This is a genomic window from Sinomicrobium endophyticum, assembly GCF_052983315.1.
The window spans coordinates 130,759-153,603 of the sequence record NZ_JBRKIS010000018.1; the positions used below are offsets into that span (position 1 = coordinate 130,759).

General features: G+C 45.6%; 15 protein-coding genes. All 15 read right to left on the reverse strand.

Going from position 1 to position 22,845, the window contains the following annotated elements:
- Positions 1-151 precede the first annotated feature (151 nt).
- The 15 genes from ACVBDU_RS05245 to ACVBDU_RS05315 all read right to left on the reverse strand — a co-directional run bounded on the left by ACVBDU_RS05245 (position 152) and on the right by ACVBDU_RS05315 (position 22,820).
- Positions 152-304, reverse strand: coding sequence for a hypothetical protein (locus ACVBDU_RS05245; protein ID WP_447178710.1), 153 nt, complete (start codon positions 302-304; stop codon positions 152-154).
- Between the two features lie 3 nt (positions 305-307).
- Positions 308-904, reverse strand: a complete 597-nt coding sequence (locus ACVBDU_RS05250) for an RNA polymerase sigma factor (RefSeq protein WP_447178711.1) — start codon at positions 902-904, stop codon at positions 308-310.
- Between the two features lie 436 nt (positions 905-1,340).
- Positions 1,341-2,132, reverse strand: a complete 792-nt coding sequence (locus tag ACVBDU_RS05255; RefSeq protein WP_447178712.1) for a rhamnogalacturonan acetylesterase — start codon at positions 2,130-2,132, stop codon at positions 1,341-1,343.
- 30 nt (positions 2,133-2,162) lie between these two features.
- Positions 2,163-3,791, reverse strand: coding sequence for a glycoside hydrolase family 43 protein (locus ACVBDU_RS05260; protein ID WP_447178713.1), 1,629 nt, complete (start codon positions 3,789-3,791; stop codon positions 2,163-2,165).
- 212 nt (positions 3,792-4,003) lie between these two features.
- Positions 4,004-5,242, reverse strand: a complete 1,239-nt coding sequence (locus ACVBDU_RS05265; protein WP_447178714.1) for a glycoside hydrolase family 88/105 protein — start codon at positions 5,240-5,242, stop codon at positions 4,004-4,006.
- 32 nt (positions 5,243-5,274) lie between these two features.
- Complete coding sequence (locus tag ACVBDU_RS05270) at positions 5,275-6,291, reverse strand: DUF4861 family protein (RefSeq protein ID WP_447178715.1); 1,017 nt, start codon at positions 6,289-6,291, stop codon at positions 5,275-5,277.
- Between the two features lie 191 nt (positions 6,292-6,482).
- A complete protein-coding gene (locus tag ACVBDU_RS05275; protein WP_447178716.1) occupies positions 6,483-8,129 on the reverse strand; it encodes a RagB/SusD family nutrient uptake outer membrane protein in 1,647 nt (548 codons plus the stop codon).
- Positions 8,130-8,152: 23 nt separating this feature from the next.
- On the reverse strand, positions 8,153-11,149 hold the full coding sequence (locus ACVBDU_RS05280; RefSeq protein WP_447178717.1) for a SusC/RagA family TonB-linked outer membrane protein: 2,997 nt from the start codon (positions 11,147-11,149) through the stop codon (positions 8,153-8,155).
- 231 nt (positions 11,150-11,380) lie between these two features.
- Positions 11,381-12,874: a pectate lyase gene (locus ACVBDU_RS05285; protein ID WP_447178718.1), complete on the reverse strand. Its 1,494-nt coding sequence runs from the start codon at positions 12,872-12,874 to the stop codon at positions 11,381-11,383.
- A gap of 101 nt (positions 12,875-12,975) precedes the next feature.
- Positions 12,976-14,628, reverse strand: coding sequence for a hypothetical protein (locus ACVBDU_RS05290; protein ID WP_447178719.1), 1,653 nt, complete (start codon positions 14,626-14,628; stop codon positions 12,976-12,978).
- A gap of 35 nt (positions 14,629-14,663) precedes the next feature.
- Positions 14,664-16,490 carry a RagB/SusD family nutrient uptake outer membrane protein gene (locus ACVBDU_RS05295; protein ID WP_447178720.1) on the reverse strand — a complete coding sequence of 609 codons (1,827 nt, stop codon included), beginning with the start codon at positions 16,488-16,490 and terminating at the stop codon, positions 14,664-14,666.
- Positions 16,491-16,513: 23 nt separating this feature from the next.
- The gene (locus ACVBDU_RS05300; RefSeq protein WP_447178721.1) at positions 16,514-19,750 is read right to left on the reverse strand and encodes a SusC/RagA family TonB-linked outer membrane protein; all 3,237 of its coding nucleotides are present in this window, start codon (positions 19,748-19,750) and stop codon (positions 16,514-16,516) included.
- Between the two features lie 467 nt (positions 19,751-20,217).
- Entirely contained in the window at positions 20,218-21,270 is a 1,053-nt protein-coding gene (locus ACVBDU_RS05305) for an NAD(P)/FAD-dependent oxidoreductase (RefSeq protein ID WP_447178722.1), read from the reverse strand.
- Positions 21,271-21,387: 117 nt separating this feature from the next.
- Positions 21,388-21,627, reverse strand: a complete 240-nt coding sequence (locus ACVBDU_RS05310) for a NifU family protein (protein ID WP_447178723.1) — start codon at positions 21,625-21,627, stop codon at positions 21,388-21,390.
- A gap of 59 nt (positions 21,628-21,686) precedes the next feature.
- The gene (locus tag ACVBDU_RS05315; RefSeq protein WP_447178724.1) at positions 21,687-22,820 is read right to left on the reverse strand and encodes an Mrp/NBP35 family ATP-binding protein; all 1,134 of its coding nucleotides are present in this window, start codon (positions 22,818-22,820) and stop codon (positions 21,687-21,689) included.
- Positions 22,821-22,845: the final 25 nt, after the last annotated feature.

A 22,845-nucleotide genomic window follows, 5' to 3' on the forward strand; every position in this document is an offset into this window, starting at 1 on the left:
AGGAGAAACAGCGGTCGGAAAAATAAGAAAGAAGAAAAACACAATACATAACAACCACAAAATAAGTTATTTAAAAAAATACCGTTTAAATCTTTTCTATTCTTCAAAGCTTCGGCTTTCTTTGACCTCTACAGACAATCCCCTCAATCTTTTACGGGAATGCATTATCCATGCTGATACCATAACGGGATATGGATTGATGAAATAACCCGTATACCGTATCTACGATATATTTTACGGATATATTTCGGAGTGTACCTGTTTTTTGTTTCAGGGTAAGGTATCCCCATGTGATGTAAATCAAAGTCTATTTTCCGAAAAAGAGGCCTGAAAGGATGAGCAGGCAGGGAAGCAAATGGGCACGCAGTACTTTTACTGCCCGGTAGATCAAGGTTCTGGAAGTTTCTATGGAAATATTCATGATCTCCGCTATTTCTTCGTATGGTTTTTCTTCCTTAAACTTCAGGAATAATGCCTGTCGCTGCCTGTCGGTGAGTAAACTAAACGACGATTCCATACGTATTACTCTTTCCGTATGTAATTCCTTAAAGATATATTCTTCTTCCGTAGAATTTACCACATACAACGGTGCGGGGATATTTTGCCCCGTACTTTCTACGGAAACCGTTTTTTCCTCAGTCCTGTATTGTTGATTGATCTTTCGTTGCAGCGAACGGACCAGATAGGATTGTACATTAGAGCAGGGTGAAAGTTTTTTCCGGTACTTATACAGATCCAGGAAGAGATCATGTATGCCGTCGAGAACCTTTTCTCGGTCCCCGGACATCCGCATACCATAAGAGAACAGAACATCGGCATATTCGTCGTATAGGGAACCAAGAGCAACCGTACTCCCTTTCCGGAGTTCTTCCCACAAATCGTCTGTTTTCCTGTTTGTCTCCAAAATAATTGAAATCCGTTTACCCTAAAAAAGATTTTCTTATAAGTATACTCATGAATATTTGCGTAACCGGTCCAACATACCGAATGAGCATCCGGTCGCAAAAACAGGAGCCGTTTATAATTTCTTACAACAGTGTTCGTATTTTATGTTATCGAACACATTCACAGAAGTAAAGTTAACATAATTTTCACAAAAACAAATTTTTAAACCTGAAAAATCGATTAAAGCAACAAATAAGACAAAACACCGCGAATATTTCCCGCTATTGTATTAACAATTATTTTTCTTGTAATCAGACTTTTCTTAAAGACAGATTGTACCGGGAAATAAGGATAGGATCAACGGGAGATGAAATGATTTAACCATCCTCCCGGATACAACCTGACAGACAAGATTGTAGCCCGGGAGATTATTACGCTTACAGCGCGAAAGCAGGCTATTTCACATACACAGACAAGCTCGGATCTACATCTTTCAGAGCCTTTACGGCAAGTCCGGAAACTTCTCTTGCTCCTTTAACGGATAAATGAGTATCGTCCTGCTTTCCATCCGGATAAATATCCAGTTGTCCCGGGGCATACCACAAATGCAGTTCTTTGGATTTCTCGGGGCCATAGGATAGCTCCATATTTTCCGTCAGGCGTTGCAGGTCCACAAAGGGTACTTCCATGGCATCAGCGACCAACCTTACCACTAACGGATAGTCTCCATGCGTATCGATAAGGGTTCCGTATTCATTGAAGTTTCTACGTACTATAGACGTGAAAAGTACGGGAGTGCCACCCTTCTCCCGTGTCTCTTTTACAAATTTCTCCAGGTTTTGCCGATAACCCGTATACGGATTGGTATACCTGGAAGAGTCCTTCAACTTCTGATCGTTATGACCGAATTGTATAAATACGAAGTCTCCTTTCTTCAGGCAGGAAAGGACTTCGGTCCACCGTCCTTCCGAAATAAAACTCCTGGAACTTCTGCCGTTGACCGCATGGTTTTCCACCACCACATCACCGGTGAGAAATTCCGGAAGCAGCTGGCACCATCCACGCTCAGGGTTACCTCCTTCAACGGGTTTGTCCGCCATGGTCGAATCTCCTATAGTGAAGATTGTCACCGGCCTGTTTTGCTGTTTGTCCGTAACCTGGCCCGAACAAATGGTTGCGAATACTATAAAACACATGCTAAAACAGATCTTCCTGCTTAGCACATCATATCTTTTAATATAACTCATATTTTTCAACACTAAATCCCATACCAATCTTTAACGTTCAATGCGAAACCAGTCGATATCCGCGAAACCGGAATCATTGATCTTCGTATCTCTTATGGCAAAAAGCCCCACTTTAGCTCCAATCCATTTTCCGGGAACCGCCGTGAAAGTCTTCCCTAAAGACTTAAACTTCCTTCCGTTGGTACTATAGCCGAACGTACATTTCCCTCCTTTGGTCACTTCTACCCGGAATTGAACTTTATTCCCTTTCAATTTCACTGTCTCTGTAGTTCTTTCCGGTTTACCGTGTTCCGCATCTTCGCAGACCACCTGGCTGATATGTATTTCCCCGTCTTTACTTTCCAGCGAAATGTAGGCATAGCTCATTCCCATGACGATGAGTCCTGCTTTTTCGTTATTCAGTTTGGTATTAGGCTGAAATTCCAGCGCCGTAGTGGCTTTAAATTCTTCCGCCGGAAATTTTTGCAGAAGCAGGTTCGGCGCATCCCAAAGGTTTTTGCTGTCCTCCGGCAATTTGTCGGTGAATAAACGCAGTTTTCCAGCGGCGGGATTCGCAAAAGCCCATGTTGCCTTGGGATTTGCGTGCCATTGCCATTGCAGGCCGATATCGTTTCCGTCAAATTCATCGGAATCCGAAGGGGTTTCCACGGGATAATCCTTTCCTACTCCCGGCTTTTTATATTTTAGTACAGGTTGCCCTTTACCGTCCCCGTCACGATCTTCTCCTATTACCGGCCAATCGTTTTTCCATTCCATCGGCTGCAGGTGTACAATACGTCCGTAAGCTTCTTTGTCCTGAAAGTGTACAAACCAGTTTTCGCCATTATCGAGTTCCACCCATCCTCCCTGGTGCGGGCCATTGATATCGGTTTTCCCCTGATCCATGACTATTTTTTCTTCATACGGTCCATACGGATGCTCAGACCGCATGGCCAGTTGCCATCCCGTAGAAACTCCCCCGGCCGGGGCAAATATGTAATAGTACCCGTTCCTTTTGTAAAATTTAGTACCTTCTACCGTAGGATGGGCATCGTGACCATCAAAAACGAGTTTACCGGCCCCTGTAACTTTCGTCCCCTCGGCATTCATGGGTTTTACCACAATAACGCTTTTTATGCCGGCCCGGCTTCCCGCGTAGGCGTGCACCAGGTAGGCATTTCCGTCGTCATCCCAAAGCGGACAGGCATCTATAAGGCCTTTTCCTTCTTCTACCAGTACCGGCTCTTCCCACGGTCCGGCAGGGTCCTGGGATTTTATCCTATAAATACCAAAATCCGGGTCGCCGTAGTAGATGTAAAATTCTCCGTTATGATGTCTGATGGACGGAGCCCATACCCCGTTCCCGTGCTGTGGCTTGCTGAAATGGTCGAAAGGAGGCTGGCGGTCCAGCGCATAACCTATAAGTTTCCAGTTGACCAGGTCCTTCGAGTGCAATATCGGCAGTCCCGGAATGGCATTAAAGCTGGATGCCGTCATGTAAAAATCATCGCCTACTTTACATATATCCGGATCGGAATAGTCGGCATGCAAAACAGGATTGATATAGGTGCCATCTCCCTTATCGGATACCCAGGCTTCGGATACGAATTCCTGGGCGAACAGAACAGGTTGTGACAGAAATAGGGTAAATAACGCTATGGTTGTACTTATTTTATGCATCGGTAATGTTTATTTTTTATGTATCTGAGCTAAAAGTGTCATCCGTCCCGGAAAAACACCCCGTGATCTTACAATTCCGGAACTAATAACTCCGTAATTTAGGTATGTATTTCCATCAGGAACACACCCCTAACCCCTCTCGAGAGGGGAACTTAAAGGTCATAAAGAAAAATACCTGATAATTCACAACTCCGGAATTCATAATTACAAAACTATTTATCCAATTCCAGGCTGGCCAGGATAAACGGGCCTGTCCCTTTTGGGTCGTTGGACCTTATTTTTTCGTTGACATAATATTCATAGGTACCATCGCGATACGGATTTCCTCCCAGTCCGGCCACGGCACATACCTGTGTAAGATTTACTATGCCATTGTCTTCGACCTCTATAAGATGTTCCAGTACACCCTGATATCCTTTTTTTGCTACATCCATATATGATTGTGGCAGATAACCCTTTCGCACTCCTTTGGCCAGAGAATAAATGAACATACAGGAGCCGGAAGCTTCAAGGTAATTGCCTTCCCTGTCCCCTTGATCTGTAACCTGGTACCAGAGTCCGGAATCTTTATCCTGGTAATCCGCCAGGGCTACAGCAAGCTGGCCCAGGTAGTCCACCAGTTCCTTCCTGGACGGATGATCTTCGGGGAAGAAATCCAATACGTCTACAAGTGCCATAGCATACCAGCCAAGGGCCCTGGACCAGAAATGCGGGGAAGTCCCGGTTTCTTTATCCGCCCATTTTTGCTCGCGGCTTTCATCCCATCCGTGATATAACAGTCCGGTTTTCTCGTCCCGCGAGTGTTTTTGTATTTGCTGAAATTGCAGGGCTATATCGTCAAAAGCTTTTTTTGCGGCTTCTCCTTTGTTAAAAGTCCTGGTGTATTCAGCATAGAACGGTTGTCCCATATAGAGACCGTCCAGCCACATCTGCCAGGGATATATCTTTTTGTGCCAGAAACCACCTTCGGAAGTCCGCGGGTGATTATCCAACTGTTCACGCAAGGTTTTCAAGGCTACCAGGTACTCTTCTTTTTTGGTCTTGCTATAAAGATAGAGCAATACCTTGCCGGGATTGACCATGTCGATATTATACTTTTCCATATCGTAGGTGAGTATTTCCCCTTTGGCATTGACCATGGTATCGGCAAAGGCCTGTATGTAATTATAATATTCTTCTTTCCCGGTTTTTTCATACAGTTTTTCGAACCCTTTCAATACCAACCCCTGCGTATAGCTCCATTTGGGTTTGGTGTGGAAATCGAGTTGCCAGGCTTCGGGAAAGCGTTCCATTTCGGACAAGGCCATACGTTCGGACCACTTCAAATCTTCCGGAACTATTTTTACTTCCTCTTGAGATACAGCTTTTTCTTCCTGTTTGGATTTACAGGAAAAAGCAACTACGGTAAGTAGCAACAGACATGTAATTTTATTCAGGTTGATGATTTTCATTATAAAACGGTTAAATAGGTTTAATCTTTAAACTACTCCAATTGCCCTTCCGAATCTAACTGAGCCAACAGTTCTTTCAGATGAGCAGTAAATTCTTCCCGGGTTGTAATTCCGTCTTTTTCCTGGTCCCAGGCGGCGAGAAGGTAGTACGTTACCACATCGGCCGGTTTAAAGATGACGAGGTGGTCGTGTTCGCCTTTAGTGGTTTCTTCGGTTTCCGAAAGTTTGTAGAAAACGGCCATCCCAAGGTCATCATCGTCACCCGATAGGGATTGCTTGCCATAAGTGGCAATGTATCCCCATTGTTCACCTTCCTCCTGAAGAAAATCGATATCGTCAAACTTAACGATACCGGTACAAAGACCTTCCACCTTTTCCGAAGGTTTCAGCACGGCTTTCATATAGCGCCCTTCGGGATACATGCTGAGTTCGCTTTGCAAGTCGATAGTAGCGCCGGGGGTTTCCCAGCCTTTGTAATTGATGGTTATCAGGGCTTCATTATCCGTATTTTCAACTTTGGCCGAAGTATTTGCCACAACATTAAAATGATGGGTAGTTCCTTCAACCTGGCGGCCGTAACTACCAACGCCCAAACCTTTGGCTACTTTTAGTACATCCATTCCCCAATCGGCAGGTTCGTGGTAAGAATCGAAACCGTCCTGCCCCACGTAAGGCAATACGAGGCTATCTACTTTTTTTCCCCAGACGTCGATAGCATTACGCCAATCGAGATACAGGCGATAGCCTACATTTTTGTTTTCCCAACCCGGGCCTTCGTAACGGATGTACCAGGTGTGATCGGTGTGTTCTTCGGGAACTTCCAGGCTATTAACATTCTTAAACGTACCGCCTACGTATTCTTTATGGTCCCGGGGGCCGTCCTGCCATTCGCCACCTTCCTTGATCGAAATTTCGGCATAGACAGGTTTTGGCGAAGCTATGGTTTCTATCTTCTCCGTTTCGGGTTCTTTTTCTTCTTTTTTTTCTTTGTCTTTACAAGATATCAGGGCCAGTAGAGACAAAACGACTGTGATTTTAAGTGTATTCATGGTTTGATCGTTATGATTGAACTTTAAATTCCTAATCCCTCTTCAATGGGATTCTTCGCTTTAGCCTGTCTTGAGCGACAGTCGAAAGGCTCGGAATGACATTGAGGACTGGAATTTTAAAAAAAGGAGCCCATTAAACAACACACTAACCGGGCTCCTTTCAAACACTAAACTAAATTTATGAGAACATACTATCTGTTATAGCCTTCATTTTGGGTAAATTCACTTTTGTTGGTAACGGCATCGAGCTGGGATTGCGGTATGGGCCTTACCTGGTGGAAAGGCTGGATATTAGCCGATGCGTCCGGGTTCCATTGCTGTACTCTTTCAACAAGTTTACCGGTACGCTTAAGGTCGAACCAGCGCAATTGCTCTCCTGCAAATTCCCTCGCTCTTTCGTCGAGTATCATATCTATATTCAGGTCCCCCTCGGAAATCTCCATGTCTTGTTCATGTCCGTCCAGGGCCGCCCTTCTTCTCACCTCGTTAAAATATTGTACGGCATCACCCATATTTCCCTGGTTCATTTCGGCTTCGGCAATAATAAGGTACATCTCGGCAAGCCGAATTACAAAAGCATCTCTTTTTCCCTGTTGCTGGGATATGGTCTGACGTGAAGGGTCGAGGAATTTTCTCAGGGATACATAACGGTCCCTTACCTGTGGTGCATCATTGTTATTATACGTCCTGCTTCGGTCTATAACCGTATATGGCTTATTTTCTTTCTCTGCCTCGGGGATCACGTATTTGGTCGCATAGATCGCGGTATCTCCGAGCTGCATGCCTTCCGGGGCATTGTTCAGGTTATTACAGTACCAGACACTTTGAAATGTAGCATCGAAACGGGAATCTATGGTTTCATCGAACAAATCCAGTAAGTGCGCAGTAGGCATAAAACGAGCAAAAGGACGGCCGTTTCCTATATCCCTGGTCATTCCTGGTAACTGGTCGTATGTCATCAGAAAGAACAGGTGGGAGTTATTTCCTCCGTCCCGAAGTAATATATCATCATCCGGGTGTTCCAGTTCCAGGTTCAGCACCAGGTCTGCCGTAAAGTTTACCAGCCATACGATCTCCGGGTTCCTTACATTGTTTATATCCCAAAGATCAGCATAGTTATCTACCAGCGAAAAGCCATAGTCGTTTATTACATTCTTAGCATGCCGGGATGCAAGGGCATCTTCACCCCTGGTGAGATACATCCTGGCCAGGAAAGCTTCGGCCGCTGCCCTGTTAGCCCTGCCGTAATCATCGGATGAAGGCGGCAGGTTTTCAACCGCAAATTCCAAGTCTTCGAATATCTGGTCGTAAAAACTGTCTACCGGGGTACGGGTAGCGGTTTCCTGTATGTTTTTTACTTCTTCGGTGAAGAGATGAACGCTTCCCCAGGTTTCCACGATATGCCATAAATAGAAAGCACGCAGGAACCTCGCTTCTGCCTGACGAACCGGTTTCAGGTTTTCTGCCAGCGGGGATTCGGGTATACGTTCTACCGCCGCGTTACAGGTATTCAGGGCAGAATAAAGCCTGGTCCAGTAAAACTCTATGGGATCATTGGCCCCCGACAGATCGGAATTATATAAAGCTACAGGGGGATTCTCCATACCGTTACCACGGGTAAAGATATCGGTCCCCGTTTCGGTTAAGGCTATTCCGTTTTCTTTCCCATACCAGAAACGCATGGGGGTGTAACAGGAATTTACCAGTGCTTCTATACCTTCTAAAGTAGAATAATAGGCGTCGGCGGTAAGTCCGGATTTGTTATCTTCTTCGAGAAAACTTTCGCAGGAAGCAAATACGCCGGCTATAAGTGTAAATATTAGGATTCTTAATTTCATAATTTCCAGCTTTTCTTGAGTTCTTACAATTCTAAATTAATTCCGAATACCAACTGTCGTGTCATAGGGAAACTCAGGTTTCCTCCTCTTTCGGGATCGTAAGGATCTATTTTGCTAAATACAAAATAATTCTTGGCGGTAGCATAGCAGCGAAGCTTAGCTATCTTCAGGTATTCTGTTACGGACTGCGGAAAGCTGTAAGCCAGGGTAATATCCCGGATCTTTATAAAAGAACCGTCCACATATCGCAAGGTAGAGTAATACTGTGTACTTGCCCGGCTGGTCCCCGCATCGGGTCTAGGGTAGGCATTGGTAGGGTTTTCCGGGGTCCAGTAATCTACTTTCGGGCCGTTTTCCAGGGCATCTACCTTGTAGGAACCTGCAGCTTCACTGATAATGCTCTGTCCTTGCCTTGCATATACAAATACATTAAGTTCCAAACCCCTATAGCTGAACCTGTTGTTAAACCCGAGAGTATAATCGGGTACGGTACTTCCTATGATAGTCCTGTCTTCGGGAGTGATCACTCCGTCTCCGTCCTGGTCTTTTACTTTTATATCTCCCGGCTCCTGCCCATAGGAAGCAGCTTGTTCCGCTTCGTCGAGTTGCCAGATACCCAATTTCTCATAATCGTAGAAAGATTCGATCGGTTGTCCGACAAACCAGCCATTGGCCAGGTCGCGGTCTCCTTCCGGAAGCTCCCGTATTTCTTCTTTGTTTGTTGTAAATGTAATGTCGGAACTCCATCCAAAGCCGTTGTTTTGCGGTACGATGTTTATAGTATTGATATAGAGTTCGAGTCCCCTGTTACGGGTTTTACCGATATTGTCCCATGCTGTGCTAAATCCGGATGATGTAGGCAACGCCCTTTGCATCAGCAAGTCACTGGTATTTTGCTCGTATACATCGAGAGACCCGGAAATCCGGTTATTGAAAAAACCGAAGTCCAGACCCAGATTGGTCGTTGCCGTGGTTTCCCAACTCAGGTTATTGGAAGCTATGAGTGACGGGTAATATCCGAATGCCGGGGTTTCGTCCGTACCCTGGTCATATGCGTAAGTACTTTTGGAAAGGCTTCCTAGAGTTTGGTACGGTGACACTGCGCTATTACCGGATATACCGTAGCTTATCCTGGCTTTTAACTGTGATATGGTCTGGTTGTCTTTTAAGAAGTTCTCTTCCTTAAGCACCCAGGAGAATGCCCCGGAAGGAAAATACCCCCACTTGTTGCCCGGTGCGAGTACGGAAGAACCGTCTGCCCGCATCAACAGGGTAAAGAGATATTTGTCCGCATATTTATAATTGACCCTTCCGAAGAAAGAAGCCAGTTGTTTTTCTTCCAGTTTACTGTTTACCCGTATCTGGGACTGCAGTCCACCTAAATTGTGGAACAGCATCGTAGCCGAAGCCAGGTCCCTTCCTTCCGCGGTATAATTTTCTTCCGTAGTTTTCCAAATACTGGTACCGAGTAATCCGGATATTTTATGTTTCCCGGTAGTGTAAGTATAATTGGCAAAGTTTTCCCAGGTGGTCCGGTTAAAGGTTCCGTTCTCGGCACTGGCCAGTGACAGGCCATCCGCACCCACTTCGAGGGTATTGGTAGCCGAAAATACACCTCTCCGGAAGTTCATATGGTCTATCCCGAGGCGGGAGGTGAATGTGAGGTTTTCTATAGGTGTCCAGTCCAGGCTGATATTACCGAAGAAACGCTTGTTGTCTTCATTGTCCTTATAATTTCCGGGTAGTTCATCTACCAACGGGTTAAGTGTAGAACTATCACCTACGGGAAAAGTAATAAGGTTTCCCTCATCATCATAGGGCCTGCCCAGTGGACTCATTTTGTTCGCCTGGTTGAGCGGGTCTCTCCTCCGGTCATGGTCTTTCATGGTATACATAATATTGGTGGAGAGTTTCAGGTTGTCCAGCACTTTATGGTCTACGGTCAACCGACCACTGTAACGATCCAGGTTATCGTTTTGCAAAAGCCCTTCTTCCCGGAAGTATTCCATAGAGAAATAATATGTAGTCTTTTCGGACCCTCCCGAAACACTTACCTGGTGGTTTTGCTGGCTACCGGTGCCAAGAAGCCGGTCTGCCCAGTCTGTCCAGATACCGTTCTGAAAATTCTGCAACTGGGTAGGGTTAAAAATATTGGCATCATCTGCCGGACTGTTCCATTCCCCTACGGTCCTTCTGGATTCTCTTCGCAATTGTACCCATTCCGGGCCGGTCATAATATCCGCATATCCTCCAAGGGTTTGTAAACTGTAGTAACTGTTCACGGAAACCTTACTCTTTCCGGATCTACCTCTCTTGGTAGTAATCAATACAACCCCGTTTGCTCCCAATGTTCCGTATATAGCGGTGGCGGATGCATCTTTAAGTACTTCCACAGAAGCGATATCATTAGGGTTTACGTCGAGTGTAGAACCGTAGATCATACCGTCCACTACTACCAACGGGCCATTATCGGCGTTCAGGGAGCGGTTTCCCCGTATGGAGAAATTAAGACCGGCTCCCGCTTGTCCACTGGATTTGGTAAGGTCTACCCCCGGCACTTTCCCCTGCATGGTTTCCAGGGCGTTAGTAACGGGTATAGAGGTAAGGTCACGTTCTTTTACTGAGGCTACGGAACCGGTAAGGTCCGATTTTTTCACTGCTCCGTACCCGATAACCACAACTTCATCCAATGCCTCGGCATCTTCTCTCATCTGCAGGCTAACGGTATCCGAATTCCCGACAGTCCTTTCTTCCTTTTTCAGTCCGATATAGGTAAATACCAGGATCTGTCCCGGCGCGGCATCAATAGCATAATTACCGTCAAAATCGGTTTGAGTTCCGGTTGCTGTGCCCTGTACCAGGATGTTCACCCCCGGCAACGGCACTCCTTGCTCGTCAGTTATCGTGCCTGTAATTGTCTTTTCCTGGGCATAGGTGGATTGTGATAAAAACAAACTCCCCAATAAAAAGAAAGCCCAAACGGCCTTTACAGGTACCATAGAGAATAGCTTACAATTCATTATTGTTAAAAAATTAGTTAGTTAATAGATGATTGAGCATTTTGTAATCGATTGCACTAAAGTATACAAAAATAAACTATCCACAAATTTTTTAGTGTATTTTTTACAAAAAAGACAAATTAGGAATGGTTTATTAATACTATGACGTATCCTATCCGATGTCCGTACAATTACCATATCTTTTTTAGAATCTGCTTATCTACCTTATATCATCTGTGCCGTACGGACCGGCTATTTCTGTCCATCTGTTACAACTTTAACCAAACTGTTGGCATACACTTCTATATTGTCATATGCCGTGCTTAAATCACGGTTATCGGAATCGGCTACCAACGGATCCAATCCGTTAGCTTCCTCCCAGGCATCCGGTATACCGTCTCCATCCGTATCTTTCGGAGCTTCCACGATTTGCAGTTCGGGCCATCCCCCCACATCTCCCTGGGTATCTATAATACCATTGGTACTGCCATTAGAGCCTTCAAAGGTATAGCTACCATGTATCACCTCATCCGCTATCCTTTTATCCACTTCGTCACGATTTATTGAAGCACCTCCGAATTGTATGACTTTTTCATAAGCCTCTTGTGCCGTATGCGTGATTATGTTATCCTGAACATCAAGCGGAGAAGACAACCGGAGCGATTCTTTTTCCCCTTCCGTGATATTGTATTTATTGTGGAACTGGTTATATACGCCGTATTCCCAATTATCTTCAGTAGCCCTGTCGCTTCCTTCTACATAATTACCACTCACATAAAATTTTCCCCAGGTATTGTGTACCGGTGAATTATCGTCCAGGGATTTGTCTATGGAAATAATACGTTCTCTTTTGGAATGCGGTGTGGCAGGTCCCGGTTTATAATAACAGTTCACTATGTTCACATTCATCGCTTCGGCCCCGTAGGCACTGTTGTTTCCCCAGTTATAAACAACATTGTTACGCAGATCGGTAAGGCCGTTCAGCGCAAAGGATTCATCGACACGTTCCCCCAGTCTCGGGTTACGACTGTCGTGATGTGCCAGAAGATTATGATGGAAAGAAGCATTTTTACCTCCCCATATGCCCCCGTAACCATGTGATCCCTTGCCGTGTACGGAATTCCTGAGACTTTCGGTGATAAAACACCATTGTACGGTAGTATTTTCGTTACTGTAAAAAGTAGCACATTCATCGGTAGACCAGCTCATCGAGCAATGATCTATAATAATATTCTTTTGAAAGCGGGATTCCAGGGCATCGGCTTCCTGCTGTGCCTCGTCTCCCATACGGAAACGCATAAAGCGTATAATAACGTTATCGGCAGCAACTACCACCGGGTAATCCTTTATGCAAATACCTCCGCCGGGGGCTGTTTGCCCGGCAATGGTAATATCCCCGTTACGTATCACCAAACGGTTCTGCAAAGCAATATTACCTGATATTTCAAACACCACGATCCTTGGTCCTTCTGTTTCCAGGGCACTCCGGAAACTTCCCGGGCCGGAATCATTGAGATTGGTTACCTTAATAACCTTTCCGCCCCTTCCACCCGTGGCATCCCTGCCAAAACCTTCTGCTCCGGGAAATGCCAAAGCTTCTTCTTCTATCGGGTTGGTTTGCTGCTCTTCCAATTCCCCGGAGGGTTCTCCCTTCGGGTTATCTGTTATGTCCTGTTCAGCGCTACTACTGCAATACACTAAAGCAATAAACAGCAATGTTAATCCTAAGCCGTATTTTAGTCTCATGGTAACCGGATGTTTTTATATTACATTTTTATTCACTAGCCCTATAACATAAACAGTATCCCCGGGCACGGATGGCACCGGGAACACCGATATTTGTTGTCTCAATACGTCCAGCGAACATCTCCCAGTGCACGCCCTTCCGTACTTAAAGTACGAAGCGGGGAATCCTGTGGCAGGGAAAAATCTTCGGTAGAAGCATTCCAGTCCAGAGTCTCTTCCAGGTTATTCTGCATGGTCAGATAGCTATAGTCCGGGAAGGTTACAGGCTGTTCTCCGTCGGCAGTAAGATTATAGAAATTATTATTACTGATGTTCACCTTTGCCGCATCGTTGTTTACACGTAATACACTTGTCCCCACCGTGCTGCCTTCATAGGGCATATTGGCCAGGATACTATTCTGTATGGTAAGGTCAATGGCATTACTTCCACCGTCAAAAAGGTTGTGATTTCCGCCAAGTCCTCCGAAATTATTGATTGTACAATGATCTATGACAACTTTAGGCATAGTAGTGATATCTCTTGACATACGAATAATCCCCTTATCGATATTCTGTATAGTACAGTTATTGAGTTCTACATAGCCTATCTCTGCCTTCTCCAGGTGGAGCAGCCAATAGTTACCTCCTCCTATATCCCGGAACCTGGTATTGCGGAACTGTATCGTATCCATTTGGTGCATATTCGCCCTGTCCGTACGGAAAGCAGAGGTTCCTATGTTCTTTATAACACAGTTATTTACCTTGATATTCCGGAAAGCAGCCCCTGTAGAGGTAACATCCAGGAAGTAATTATTTCCTGTACCATCGAAAGTTATCCCGGAGAAACTCAGCCCGGCATTATCTCCCATCATCGTAAACTGGTTGATCTTAACTATGGTGTTTTCGGGATTACTGCTTGTAGATGTTAACACTACGTTTTTTCCATCTATATTGATCTTTACATCCGAAAGTTCATAAATTCCGGGCTCCAATCCTATAACTTCACCATCTCCGGCATTGTCAATTGCCGCCTTAAGATCATCCCCCGGGCTAATGGTGTAGGCATAAACCGTTTGCAAGCGCGTGGTAAAGGCTACATATCCCATACTGCTGCTGTTCTGATATATTTCTACCTGGTAGGACCTGCGGGGTTCCAGGTTTTCCAATACTTTAAACCCGGAAGCGACATCATCTGCGTTCAGGGGTATTTCAACCGGTTCTCCTAAAATACCTTCTCCGTCTTCTTCTACTCCGATTATGGGGGTCATCTCCATCCGGTTAAATTCCGTCCCTTCTTTCCATCGCAGGGTTACGGAAGTGGCCCGGCGCTCCGGATCGTAAACAGGGAGCATATTCTGAACGCCCTGTATGGCGAAGCTTCCGCTGGTCATCCAGTAGGATTCCGCAGTATTGTCCAGGGCATTGGCCTTGATACGCGCAAAATATTTACGCCGGGAAGCAATGTTTGCATCGGTCAGTGTTACGCCTGCGGTATCCACTACTTCTTCATACTCTACACCGCTCGCATCGGCAAAAAGTGTATCCCGGGATACCTGTACGGTATAGGTAACATCCAATCCCCCGGTATACAAAGAAGGTTGCCAGGTAAGTTTTACGGAGGTGGTACGGCTTTCGGCGTCTATTTTACCGGGAGTGAACATTCTGCTCAACCCATCTCCTTCCGCGTTATTATCGTCATCGCTACAGTTCCACAGGAACAATGCCAATACTACGATCAGCATCCGTTGTCCATATTTTTTATATGTCGGTTTCATCGGTTTCTTTTTTTGGTATGGCTAAATGGTTACGGCTAATACCCGTAATCCTGTGTCATGTTATAATTCTGTTGTAATACCTCGTCGTAAAGCGGAAATAATTCTTTGTGATCAGGCTGGAAATACTGTGCCCAGCCTTTTCTTTCGCTGTCAATAAGATCTTCGTTAATCGCCGCTCTCCAGGATACGCGCACATAATCGTCCCCTTCGGGAGCTTCTGCCGGAGTGGGAAAGAAAAATACCTGTTTTGTTCCGCCACCGTAAAATTCAATGCGGTCAATCATTTCCCCGGAGGAGATCGTGGCATCGTAATCTTCCGGAATGCTGTATATATACTCCGGCACGTTACTGTAGCGCCCGGTACCATCCATAAACTGCCGTAACTTATCCCTGGTCTCCGAAATTTTCGCATGGAGAAGATTCCACCGGATAAGATCGTATTTTCTAATCCCTTCACCTCCGAATTCCAGCAGCCTTTCTTTTACTACCGCTTCAAAAAATCCTTGTTTGTCAGCCGGGACAACTCCTGTATCCGAACTTCCTGCATACGCGCGTTGCCTGACTTCTTTAAGGGCGTTTACGGCATCGGCAGACGGCGCTCCGTTTACTTCGTTATCTGCTTCGGCATACATGAGCAACACATCGGCAAAACGCAGCAGCGACCAGTTTACGGCCAGGTTTTGCGATGTCCCCGTAATATTGGTCCACGACCTGCGGAACTTCCCGTCTTTAAAGCTGGAAGCATTGACCATACTGGCTTTACTTTCTTTATCCACTTCATAAACCGCGAGGGTAACGTCCCTTCTCACATCGGCAATAGAGTCAAATTCGTAAAAGTAAGTGGGAGTGGCTTCTATTCCACCGCCGCCACGGCCAAAGCGGCTGTTTACATTATGCACCATACCGTTATAGTATGCCAACTTACTATCGGTTTTGGAGTTTCCTCCGAAGGCACCTACTTCGAACATTATTTCCCCGGTGGGATCACTTCCCTGCCCGTGCAGGTACCTGAAGATGCTTTCGTAATCCGGATTGAGATCGTGCTGGTCCCTGCGGGCCATGATCTCTTTGCACTCCTGCATGGCTATCCGGTAAAAATCCAGGTAATCCGGTTTTCTTTCCATCCGGTTTGTTTCTCTTCGCAGTGCGTAACCGCCTCTTGCCAGTGCGATACGCGCCCGTAATCCTTTAGCTGTTCCTTTGGTTACCCTTATATTCTGAAAAGGGCTTTCGGTACGCCAGGGCAATAACGAGGAAGCGAGTTCCAGGTCTTCGAGAAGCTGATCGTATATCTCATCGCGATCTGTTTTAGGCAGAAAAAGATCCTGCATATCCGCAGAGGGAATAAACTGTGCGGGAAGATCTCCCCAGTTCCGCAGCAATTCGTGATAGAACTGCGCCCTTAATGTAAGGGCCTCCCCGTAATGGATACGCATCATTTCTTTCTCATTCTCCGTTCCGTTTTCGTAAAGGTCGGAAAGCGGGATATATTTAATACAAAGATTAGCTCTTTCTATACCGGTATATAACTGTTTGAAAGGGTTATTGAGTTCCACATTGGACGAACAGGCTCCGTACATTCCTATTCCCCTTCGATCGTTGCAGTTATAATCGCCCGAGGTCTTAAAATCGTCCGCTGTCTGCGGATAGAGGCAGGATATCCGGTTGCCATAAGCGTTATCGCCGATAAGCTGGTTGTAAACACCTACCACGGCAGAATTAGTATAGGAAAGACTGCCAAATACGGCCTGTTCGGACACCGTTGCATTGTTTTCCACATCCAGAACATTCTCACAGGAAGAACAAAGGGACAGTGCCAGGAAGATCCCGAAGAACTGTTTTATATGGTTTATTTTTTTCATGATTCCAGTTTTAGTGGTTGCGGTTAAAAGGTTACATTAATTCCGGTAAGTATATACCTGCTCCTCGGGTAAGCGGAGTAATCTACCCCCGGAGTAAGGGGGGTGGACCTTCGGGTATTGGCTTCCGGATCAAAACCGCTGTACCCGGTTATTGTCCAGACATTGTTTACGGTTGCATATACCCGTACATTAGAAAGAAAACCGGTTTTGCGGACAATCTCCTCAGGCAGTGTATACCCCAGGGTAATATTACTTATACGCAGAAAAGAACCGTCTTCTATAGCAGTGGAGTGCAGGGTATAATACCCCAGAGGCGGTGTCCAGTATTTGGTATTCCTGTTCATTTCTGCTAGCGCCTGCGGATCGGTGACCTTAACTCCATTGCCGTCGTACCATTTCCACCGGTCCGTCATAACATTGAGCATATTATTGTCCTTATAGAGATAGGCGGTCGTATATTCCATTTTGTTGGCGTTATATACTTTATTACCGTAAGACCAGTTGACAAAAACGCTCATATCGAAGTTTTTGTAAATAAACTGCTGATTAAACCCTCCGAAATGTTTGGGTTGTGCATTTCCCAAGACGGTACGGTCCTCTTCACCAATAACGCCATCGCCATTAAGGTCCACGAGTTTCAGGTCTCCGGGTTGTACCTCTTTGGAACCAAGTGCGGCAGCGCTGGAACTGGGTACTCCTTCCTTGAGTGTATAGGTTTGTGTGGAGGCATCGTAATCGAAATCGTCAATGCCGTAAAACCCATCGGTTTTAAACCCGTAAAACTGGCCAAGCGGCTTGTCTACCTCCACTTTAAAGTCGAGCATGTTGTTCACCCAGCCGGAACCCTGTAAAAAGAACTGCTGAGGATTTCCCTCCGGATCGTTTCCGAGACTGACTATTTTATTTTTATTGAACGCTATATTGAAATTTGCCGTCCAGCTAAAATCACGGGTACGGATGATATCTCCGGACAACTGGAATTCCAGTCCCCGGTTCTCCGTTTTCCCGACATTCTGTATCTGGCGGGAATAGCCACTGGTTTGCGGGATATCTTTATTGAGCAGCAAATCCCTGGTACGATTGAGATACGCATCCACAGAACCGCTCAAACGGTTGTCAAAAAATGAAAAATCCACCCCGGCATTGCTGGAAACCGTTGTTTCCCATTTCAGGAAAGGGTTCGCCAGACTTGTAGAGGCAAAACCGGGAGTTATCGCGTCTCCGAATGCGTAACCGTAGTCGCCGGAAGCGGAAAACATGGTTTTGTACAGATCGTTATCAATACGGTTATTACCTGCCAGTCCCATACTTACCCGAAGTTTCAGGTTAGAAAGAAAATCAACATTTTCCAGGAAAGATTCTTCCGATACTCTCCAGGACAATGCCCCGGAAGGAAAATAGGCATAGCGGTTACCACCCATAAATTTGGAAGAACCGTCGGCGCGTAGTGTGAATGTGGCCAGGTATTTACCGGCATAGCTATAGTTAACACGTCCGAAAAAGGACAACAAACGGTATATGGACTCTCCCGTAGTCGGGGCATCCTGTATCTGCCCTTCGGGCGGGGTGGCCTTCTGTATCCCGGCAAAAGCTTCTTTTGCGGTGATATCTGCAGGAAACCACTTTATGGTACTGTTATGATTGTTTCCCTCTCCCTGTAAAAACTCGGTTCCCAACAGAAAATCCATTTTATGATCTCCCAGGATGGTTTTATAGTTCAGCGTATTGGAAAAATTAAGGGTCAGATTCTCGCCTTTACGAAGCTGCACTACCGGCATATCCGCATTTTGCCTGGCTACCCCGGTGACCCTCCCGTTAAAGGTCTGATCGGTACGCCAGTTTTGCACCATACCGGCGACACTGCGAAAAGAAAGTCCTTTCATCAATTCCAACTGCAACCATCCGTTCAGGTTAAAGTTCGTACGGTAATCGTTCCGGATCTCGTTATTAGCCAGCAGAACAGGATTCGTGAGATTGGTGAGGTTGGCATATTCCGGATCGAACATATCTACCTCATTTTCCTGCTCTCCCATAGAAAAAGGCCTGTACCGAACGGAGTTCCGCAGCCTGTTGGTTCCCTGGCTCCCCGTAGCGGAGGTCCCGACACCATCAATACGCTGGCGGCTATAGCGGGTATTGACTCCTATTTTCAGTTTATCCGAAACGTTGTGGGTAAATTTGAGGGCCATCAGGCTTCTTTTATTTGCGGAATTCAGCATAATCCCGTCTTCTTCTACGTGGTTGAGATTAAAACTGAAGGTAGTTTTTTCCGATCCCCCGGTAGCGCTAAGCACATGTGTCTGGCTCCACGCAGCGCGGCCGAAAACTTCTTCCTGCCAGTCGGTATATGGCATGCTCTTATATATATCCAGGTCTTCCCATCGCCCGTACCTCTCTATAAAATTATCCCGGTCTTCCTCGGAGCCGTCGTATAACTGGTATTGGTACAGGACAAAATCGTAAGGTTTCATGACCTCCAGCTTATTGGTGATCTCCCGGACCCCTGCAAAGGTATTATAGGTGACCTGGGTGGGCATCGCTTTTCCTCCCTTGGTAGTAATAAGCACCACACCGTTGGCCCCTCTCGCCCCGTAAATAGATGTAGAGGCCGCGTCTTTCAGAACATCAATAGTCTCTATTTCCTGTACGGAAAGAATGGAAAGTGCATTGTCCATCTGTACGCCGTCCACAATATATAACGGACTGCTATCCTGGGTAATGGAAGTACCTCCTCTGACGGTTATTTCTATATCCGCCCCCGGCCTTCCTTCGGTTGAAGTTACTTTTACCCCGGCGAGTCTTCCTGTTATGGCCTCGGCGGCGGAACTCAGCGGAATATCGCGTATCTGGGCATTGCTTACGGAAGATACGGACCCCGTAAGGTCTTTTCTTTCTACCTCCCCGTATCCTATGACAACGACTTCCTCAAGAGCCTGCGCGTCTTCGGACATCCGTACATTAATAACGGCGGATGTTTCTACCGTCCTTTCTTCGGGCCTTTGTCCTATATAAGTGTAAACCAGCACCTGGCCGGGAGACACATTAATGGTATAGTTACCGTCAAAATCGGTTGTCGTCCCTGTATTCGCACCTTTTACCACTACATTAACCCCTGGCAGGGGGACGCCTTCCTGGTCCGTAACCGCTCCGCTAACGGTTTTTTGTTGTGCATATACTCCTAAGGAGAATATAAAACACCCCAGGAAAAGTAAAGGTGAGAGATACCTGGCCGGTACCATCGAACGTAGTTTTGCTTTCATTCTACTTTAAGTTAAAGTTAATAACAGTTTGGTGGTTATGGTTTGTCAGTTCTTTATTTTATTGTCCAAATGACAATAATAATCGGTGTAAACCAGCATCTTTTTGTAATCGATTGCACTAAAGTATATATATTTTATGAATTAATACAATTTTTTTACAAAAAAATACTAAAAAATGAATATAAAACCACTAAAACTGTTATTACAGAAATAAAAATATCTTTGGAAAGTAAGAAAATACAATCGATTACAGTTTTATAATGCCGGAATATATTTTTGGAAACAGGTAAAGACTAACCTTCGGATTAGAATTCCAAAGGTTTCTTGTAACCAGAATAACTACAACACATCCCCATATTGTGTGGGAGCAGTTTTTTCACCTGCAAATAAGACCAATAAAAAAAGAGGGGATTCCCCTCTCTTTACTTTTGAAGTCACATCCTGAATTCAGAATCAACCCGGTTGTTCTATTCAATAGATTTTATAACAGCTTTCGGAGCTTCTTTACGACTTCCGTCAAAGCCATCCACACCACTTACCGTAGTATATTTCATTACATATTTTTTACCCGGATTAACGATCTGATATGCGGTCTGGCACATTAAAGTCGCTTCATGGAAGCCACACAGAATGAGTTTGAGTTTTCCAGGATAGGTATTTACGTCTCCTATGGCAAAAATACCTGGAATATTAGTCTGAAAATCCAGGGCATTATTCACTTTTATGGCATTTTTTTCAATCTCCAGTCCCCAATTGGCTATGGGACCAAGCTTGGGAGCAAGACCAAAAAGGGGGATAAAATGATCTGTTTCCAACAGTTCTGCTTCTCCGTTCCGGTTTATGGAAATCGCCTCGAGTTTACCATTTCCGTGCAACGCGGTAACTTCCGCAGGAGTAATCAGGTTTATTTTTCCCAGTTTTTTAAGCTCCTGGACCTTTTCCACGGAATCCAGTGCTCCGCGGAATTCATTACGGCGGTGTACCAGGGTCACTTCCGAAGCTACGTCTGCCAGAAAGATACTCCAATCCAGGGCAGAATCTCCTCCCCCGGCGATAACTACTTTCTGATCCCGGTACATTTCCGGGTTCTTTATAAAGTAAGCTACCCCTTTGTCTTCATATATATCTATATTTTCCAACGGGGGTTTTCTGGGCTCAAAACTGCCGAGTCCGCCCGCAATGGCAATAACCGGGGCATGGTGCTTTGTTCCTTTATTCGTGGTAACGATAAAACTGCCGTCTTCCAGTTTTTCAATAGTTTCCGCCCGTTCTCCCAGGGTAAACCCGGGTTCAAAAGACCTGATCTGTTCCATCAGATTATCTACCAGGTCTCCTGCGAGTACTTCGGGAAAACCGGGAATATCGTAAATAGGCTTTTTCGGATATATTTCGGACAACTGCCCGCCGGGTTGTGGCAGGGCGTCGATAATATGACATTTTAATTTTAATAACCCGGCCTCAAAAACGGCGAACAATCCTGTGGGACCGGCACCGATAATAAGTATATCTGTTTTAATCATTGTATAGTAAATTAGGATTTTCCAATTCTTTTCCGGAACTCCGGAAAAATACGGGCAATACAAATCCTTTCCCTTTACCCCAAGTATAAAGAGAACTCCGTATTACCTTATCGTGCCCTAACTAACGCCTATTACCTGTTCTATCTGCGGGGCGTACTTTTTTATGGTGGTTTCCACCCCCGCCTTCAGTGTCATATGGTTTACATGACAATCCGTACAGGCGCCTTCGAGGCGCACTTTCACCAATTTGCCATCATCTATGGAAACAAGAGATATATTACCGCCATCGCTTTTGAGAAAGGGGCGGATTTCTTCCAAGGCTTTTTCAACATTCTGTTTTAATTCTTCTTTTGTCATCTTTCCATGTTTAAGACCGCTGCCCGGAAATTACCATAATTTCCTTCGGGGCCAGAATACTATCTTTTTTTTACCGCCGAGCATCCGGCCATCGTCGTTATTCTTATTGCTTCGGTAGGTGGCAGGCTTTCGTTACGGCTCACCACTTCCTGCACTACATTCTTTGTGAGTTCTTCAAAGGATTCTTCCAAAGGGCTTGCCGTCTGCAAAGCTACGGGACGTCCTACGTCTCCCGCTTCGCGGATACTCTGCACCAGCGGTATCTCTCCCAGGAAAGGAACATCCAGGTCTTCAGCCAGATTTCTGGCCCCTTCCCTTCCGAAGATATAATATTTGTTGTCCGGTAATTCTTCCGGGGTAAAATATGCCATATTTTCTACTATACCCAGCACGGGTACGTTAATACTTTCCTGCTGAAACATGGCTACTCCCTTCCTGGCATCGGCCAGCGCCACGTTCTGCGGTGTACTCACAACCACTGCTCCGGTAACCGGAAGCGACTGCATGATACTCAAATGAATATCTCCTGTTCCGGGAGGAAGGTCCACCAACAGAAAATCGAGTTCTCCCCAGGCTGCATCAAAGATCATCTGGTTCAGTGCCTTGGAAGCCATGGGACCACGCCATATTACGGCCTGGTTGGGCTGTGTAAAAAATCCGATAGACAATACTTTAACACCGTAGTTTTCCACGGGTTTCATCTTCGACTTTCCATCTACCTGGACAGCAAGCGGTCTTTCCCGCTCCACATCCAGCATTATCGGCGCTGACGGACCGTATATGTCGGCATCCAGCAATCCAACGTTAAATCCCATTTTTGCCAGGGTAACCGCCAGATTCACGGTTATGGTAGATTTTCCTACTCCTCCTTTTCCGGAAGCTACGGCTATGACGTTCTTGATACCCGGTACGGACTTTCCTTTTATTTCCGGCTTTTTTTCCGGGGCTTCTACCTTGAGGTTCACTTTTATTTTTGCCTTTTCATATACCTCGTTGTGAATAGCCTTCAATACTTCCACTTCGGTTTTCTTCCGTGCCTGCAAGCTGGGATTTTTTATAGTGACATCCACCACAACTTCATCGCCGAAAGTCATAACATTGGTGACAGCGCCGCTATCTACCATGTTTGTACCTTCACCGGGAACGGTTATGGTTTCTAATGCTTTTAATATTTCTTTTCGATCTAACTTCATTAGTGCAGATTCATTCTAAATTAAA

Coding starts and splice junctions, on each gene's coding strand:
- ACVBDU_RS05265 (WP_447178714.1), bottom strand. CDS start 5,242: ATGAAAATCATCAACCTGAATAAAATTACATGTCTGTTGCTACTTACC.
- ACVBDU_RS05260 (WP_447178713.1), bottom strand. CDS start 3,791: ATGCATAAAATAAGTACAACCATAGCGTTATTTACCCTATTTCTGTCA.
- ACVBDU_RS05270 (WP_447178715.1), bottom strand. CDS start 6,291: ATGAATACACTTAAAATCACAGTCGTTTTGTCTCTACTGGCCCTGATA.
- ACVBDU_RS05310 (WP_447178723.1), bottom strand. CDS start 21,627: ATGACAAAAGAAGAATTAAAACAGAATGTTGAAAAAGCCTTGGAAGAA.
- ACVBDU_RS05305 (WP_447178722.1), bottom strand. CDS start 21,270: ATGATTAAAACAGATATACTTATTATCGGTGCCGGTCCCACAGGATTG.
- ACVBDU_RS05315 (WP_447178724.1), bottom strand. CDS start 22,820: ATGAAGTTAGATCGAAAAGAAATATTAAAAGCATTAGAAACCATAACC.
- ACVBDU_RS05280 (WP_447178717.1), bottom strand. CDS start 11,149: ATGAATTGTAAGCTATTCTCTATGGTACCTGTAAAGGCCGTTTGGGCT.
- ACVBDU_RS05285 (WP_447178718.1), bottom strand. CDS start 12,874: ATGAGACTAAAATACGGCTTAGGATTAACATTGCTGTTTATTGCTTTA.
- ACVBDU_RS05290 (WP_447178719.1), bottom strand. CDS start 14,628: ATGAAACCGACATATAAAAAATATGGACAACGGATGCTGATCGTAGTA.
- ACVBDU_RS05275 (WP_447178716.1), bottom strand. CDS start 8,129: ATGAAATTAAGAATCCTAATATTTACACTTATAGCCGGCGTATTTGCT.
- ACVBDU_RS05295 (WP_447178720.1), bottom strand. CDS start 16,490: ATGAAAAAAATAAACCATATAAAACAGTTCTTCGGGATCTTCCTGGCA.
- ACVBDU_RS05255 (WP_447178712.1), bottom strand. CDS start 2,132: ATGAGTTATATTAAAAGATATGATGTGCTAAGCAGGAAGATCTGTTTT.
- ACVBDU_RS05300 (WP_447178721.1), bottom strand. CDS start 19,750: ATGAAAGCAAAACTACGTTCGATGGTACCGGCCAGGTATCTCTCACCT.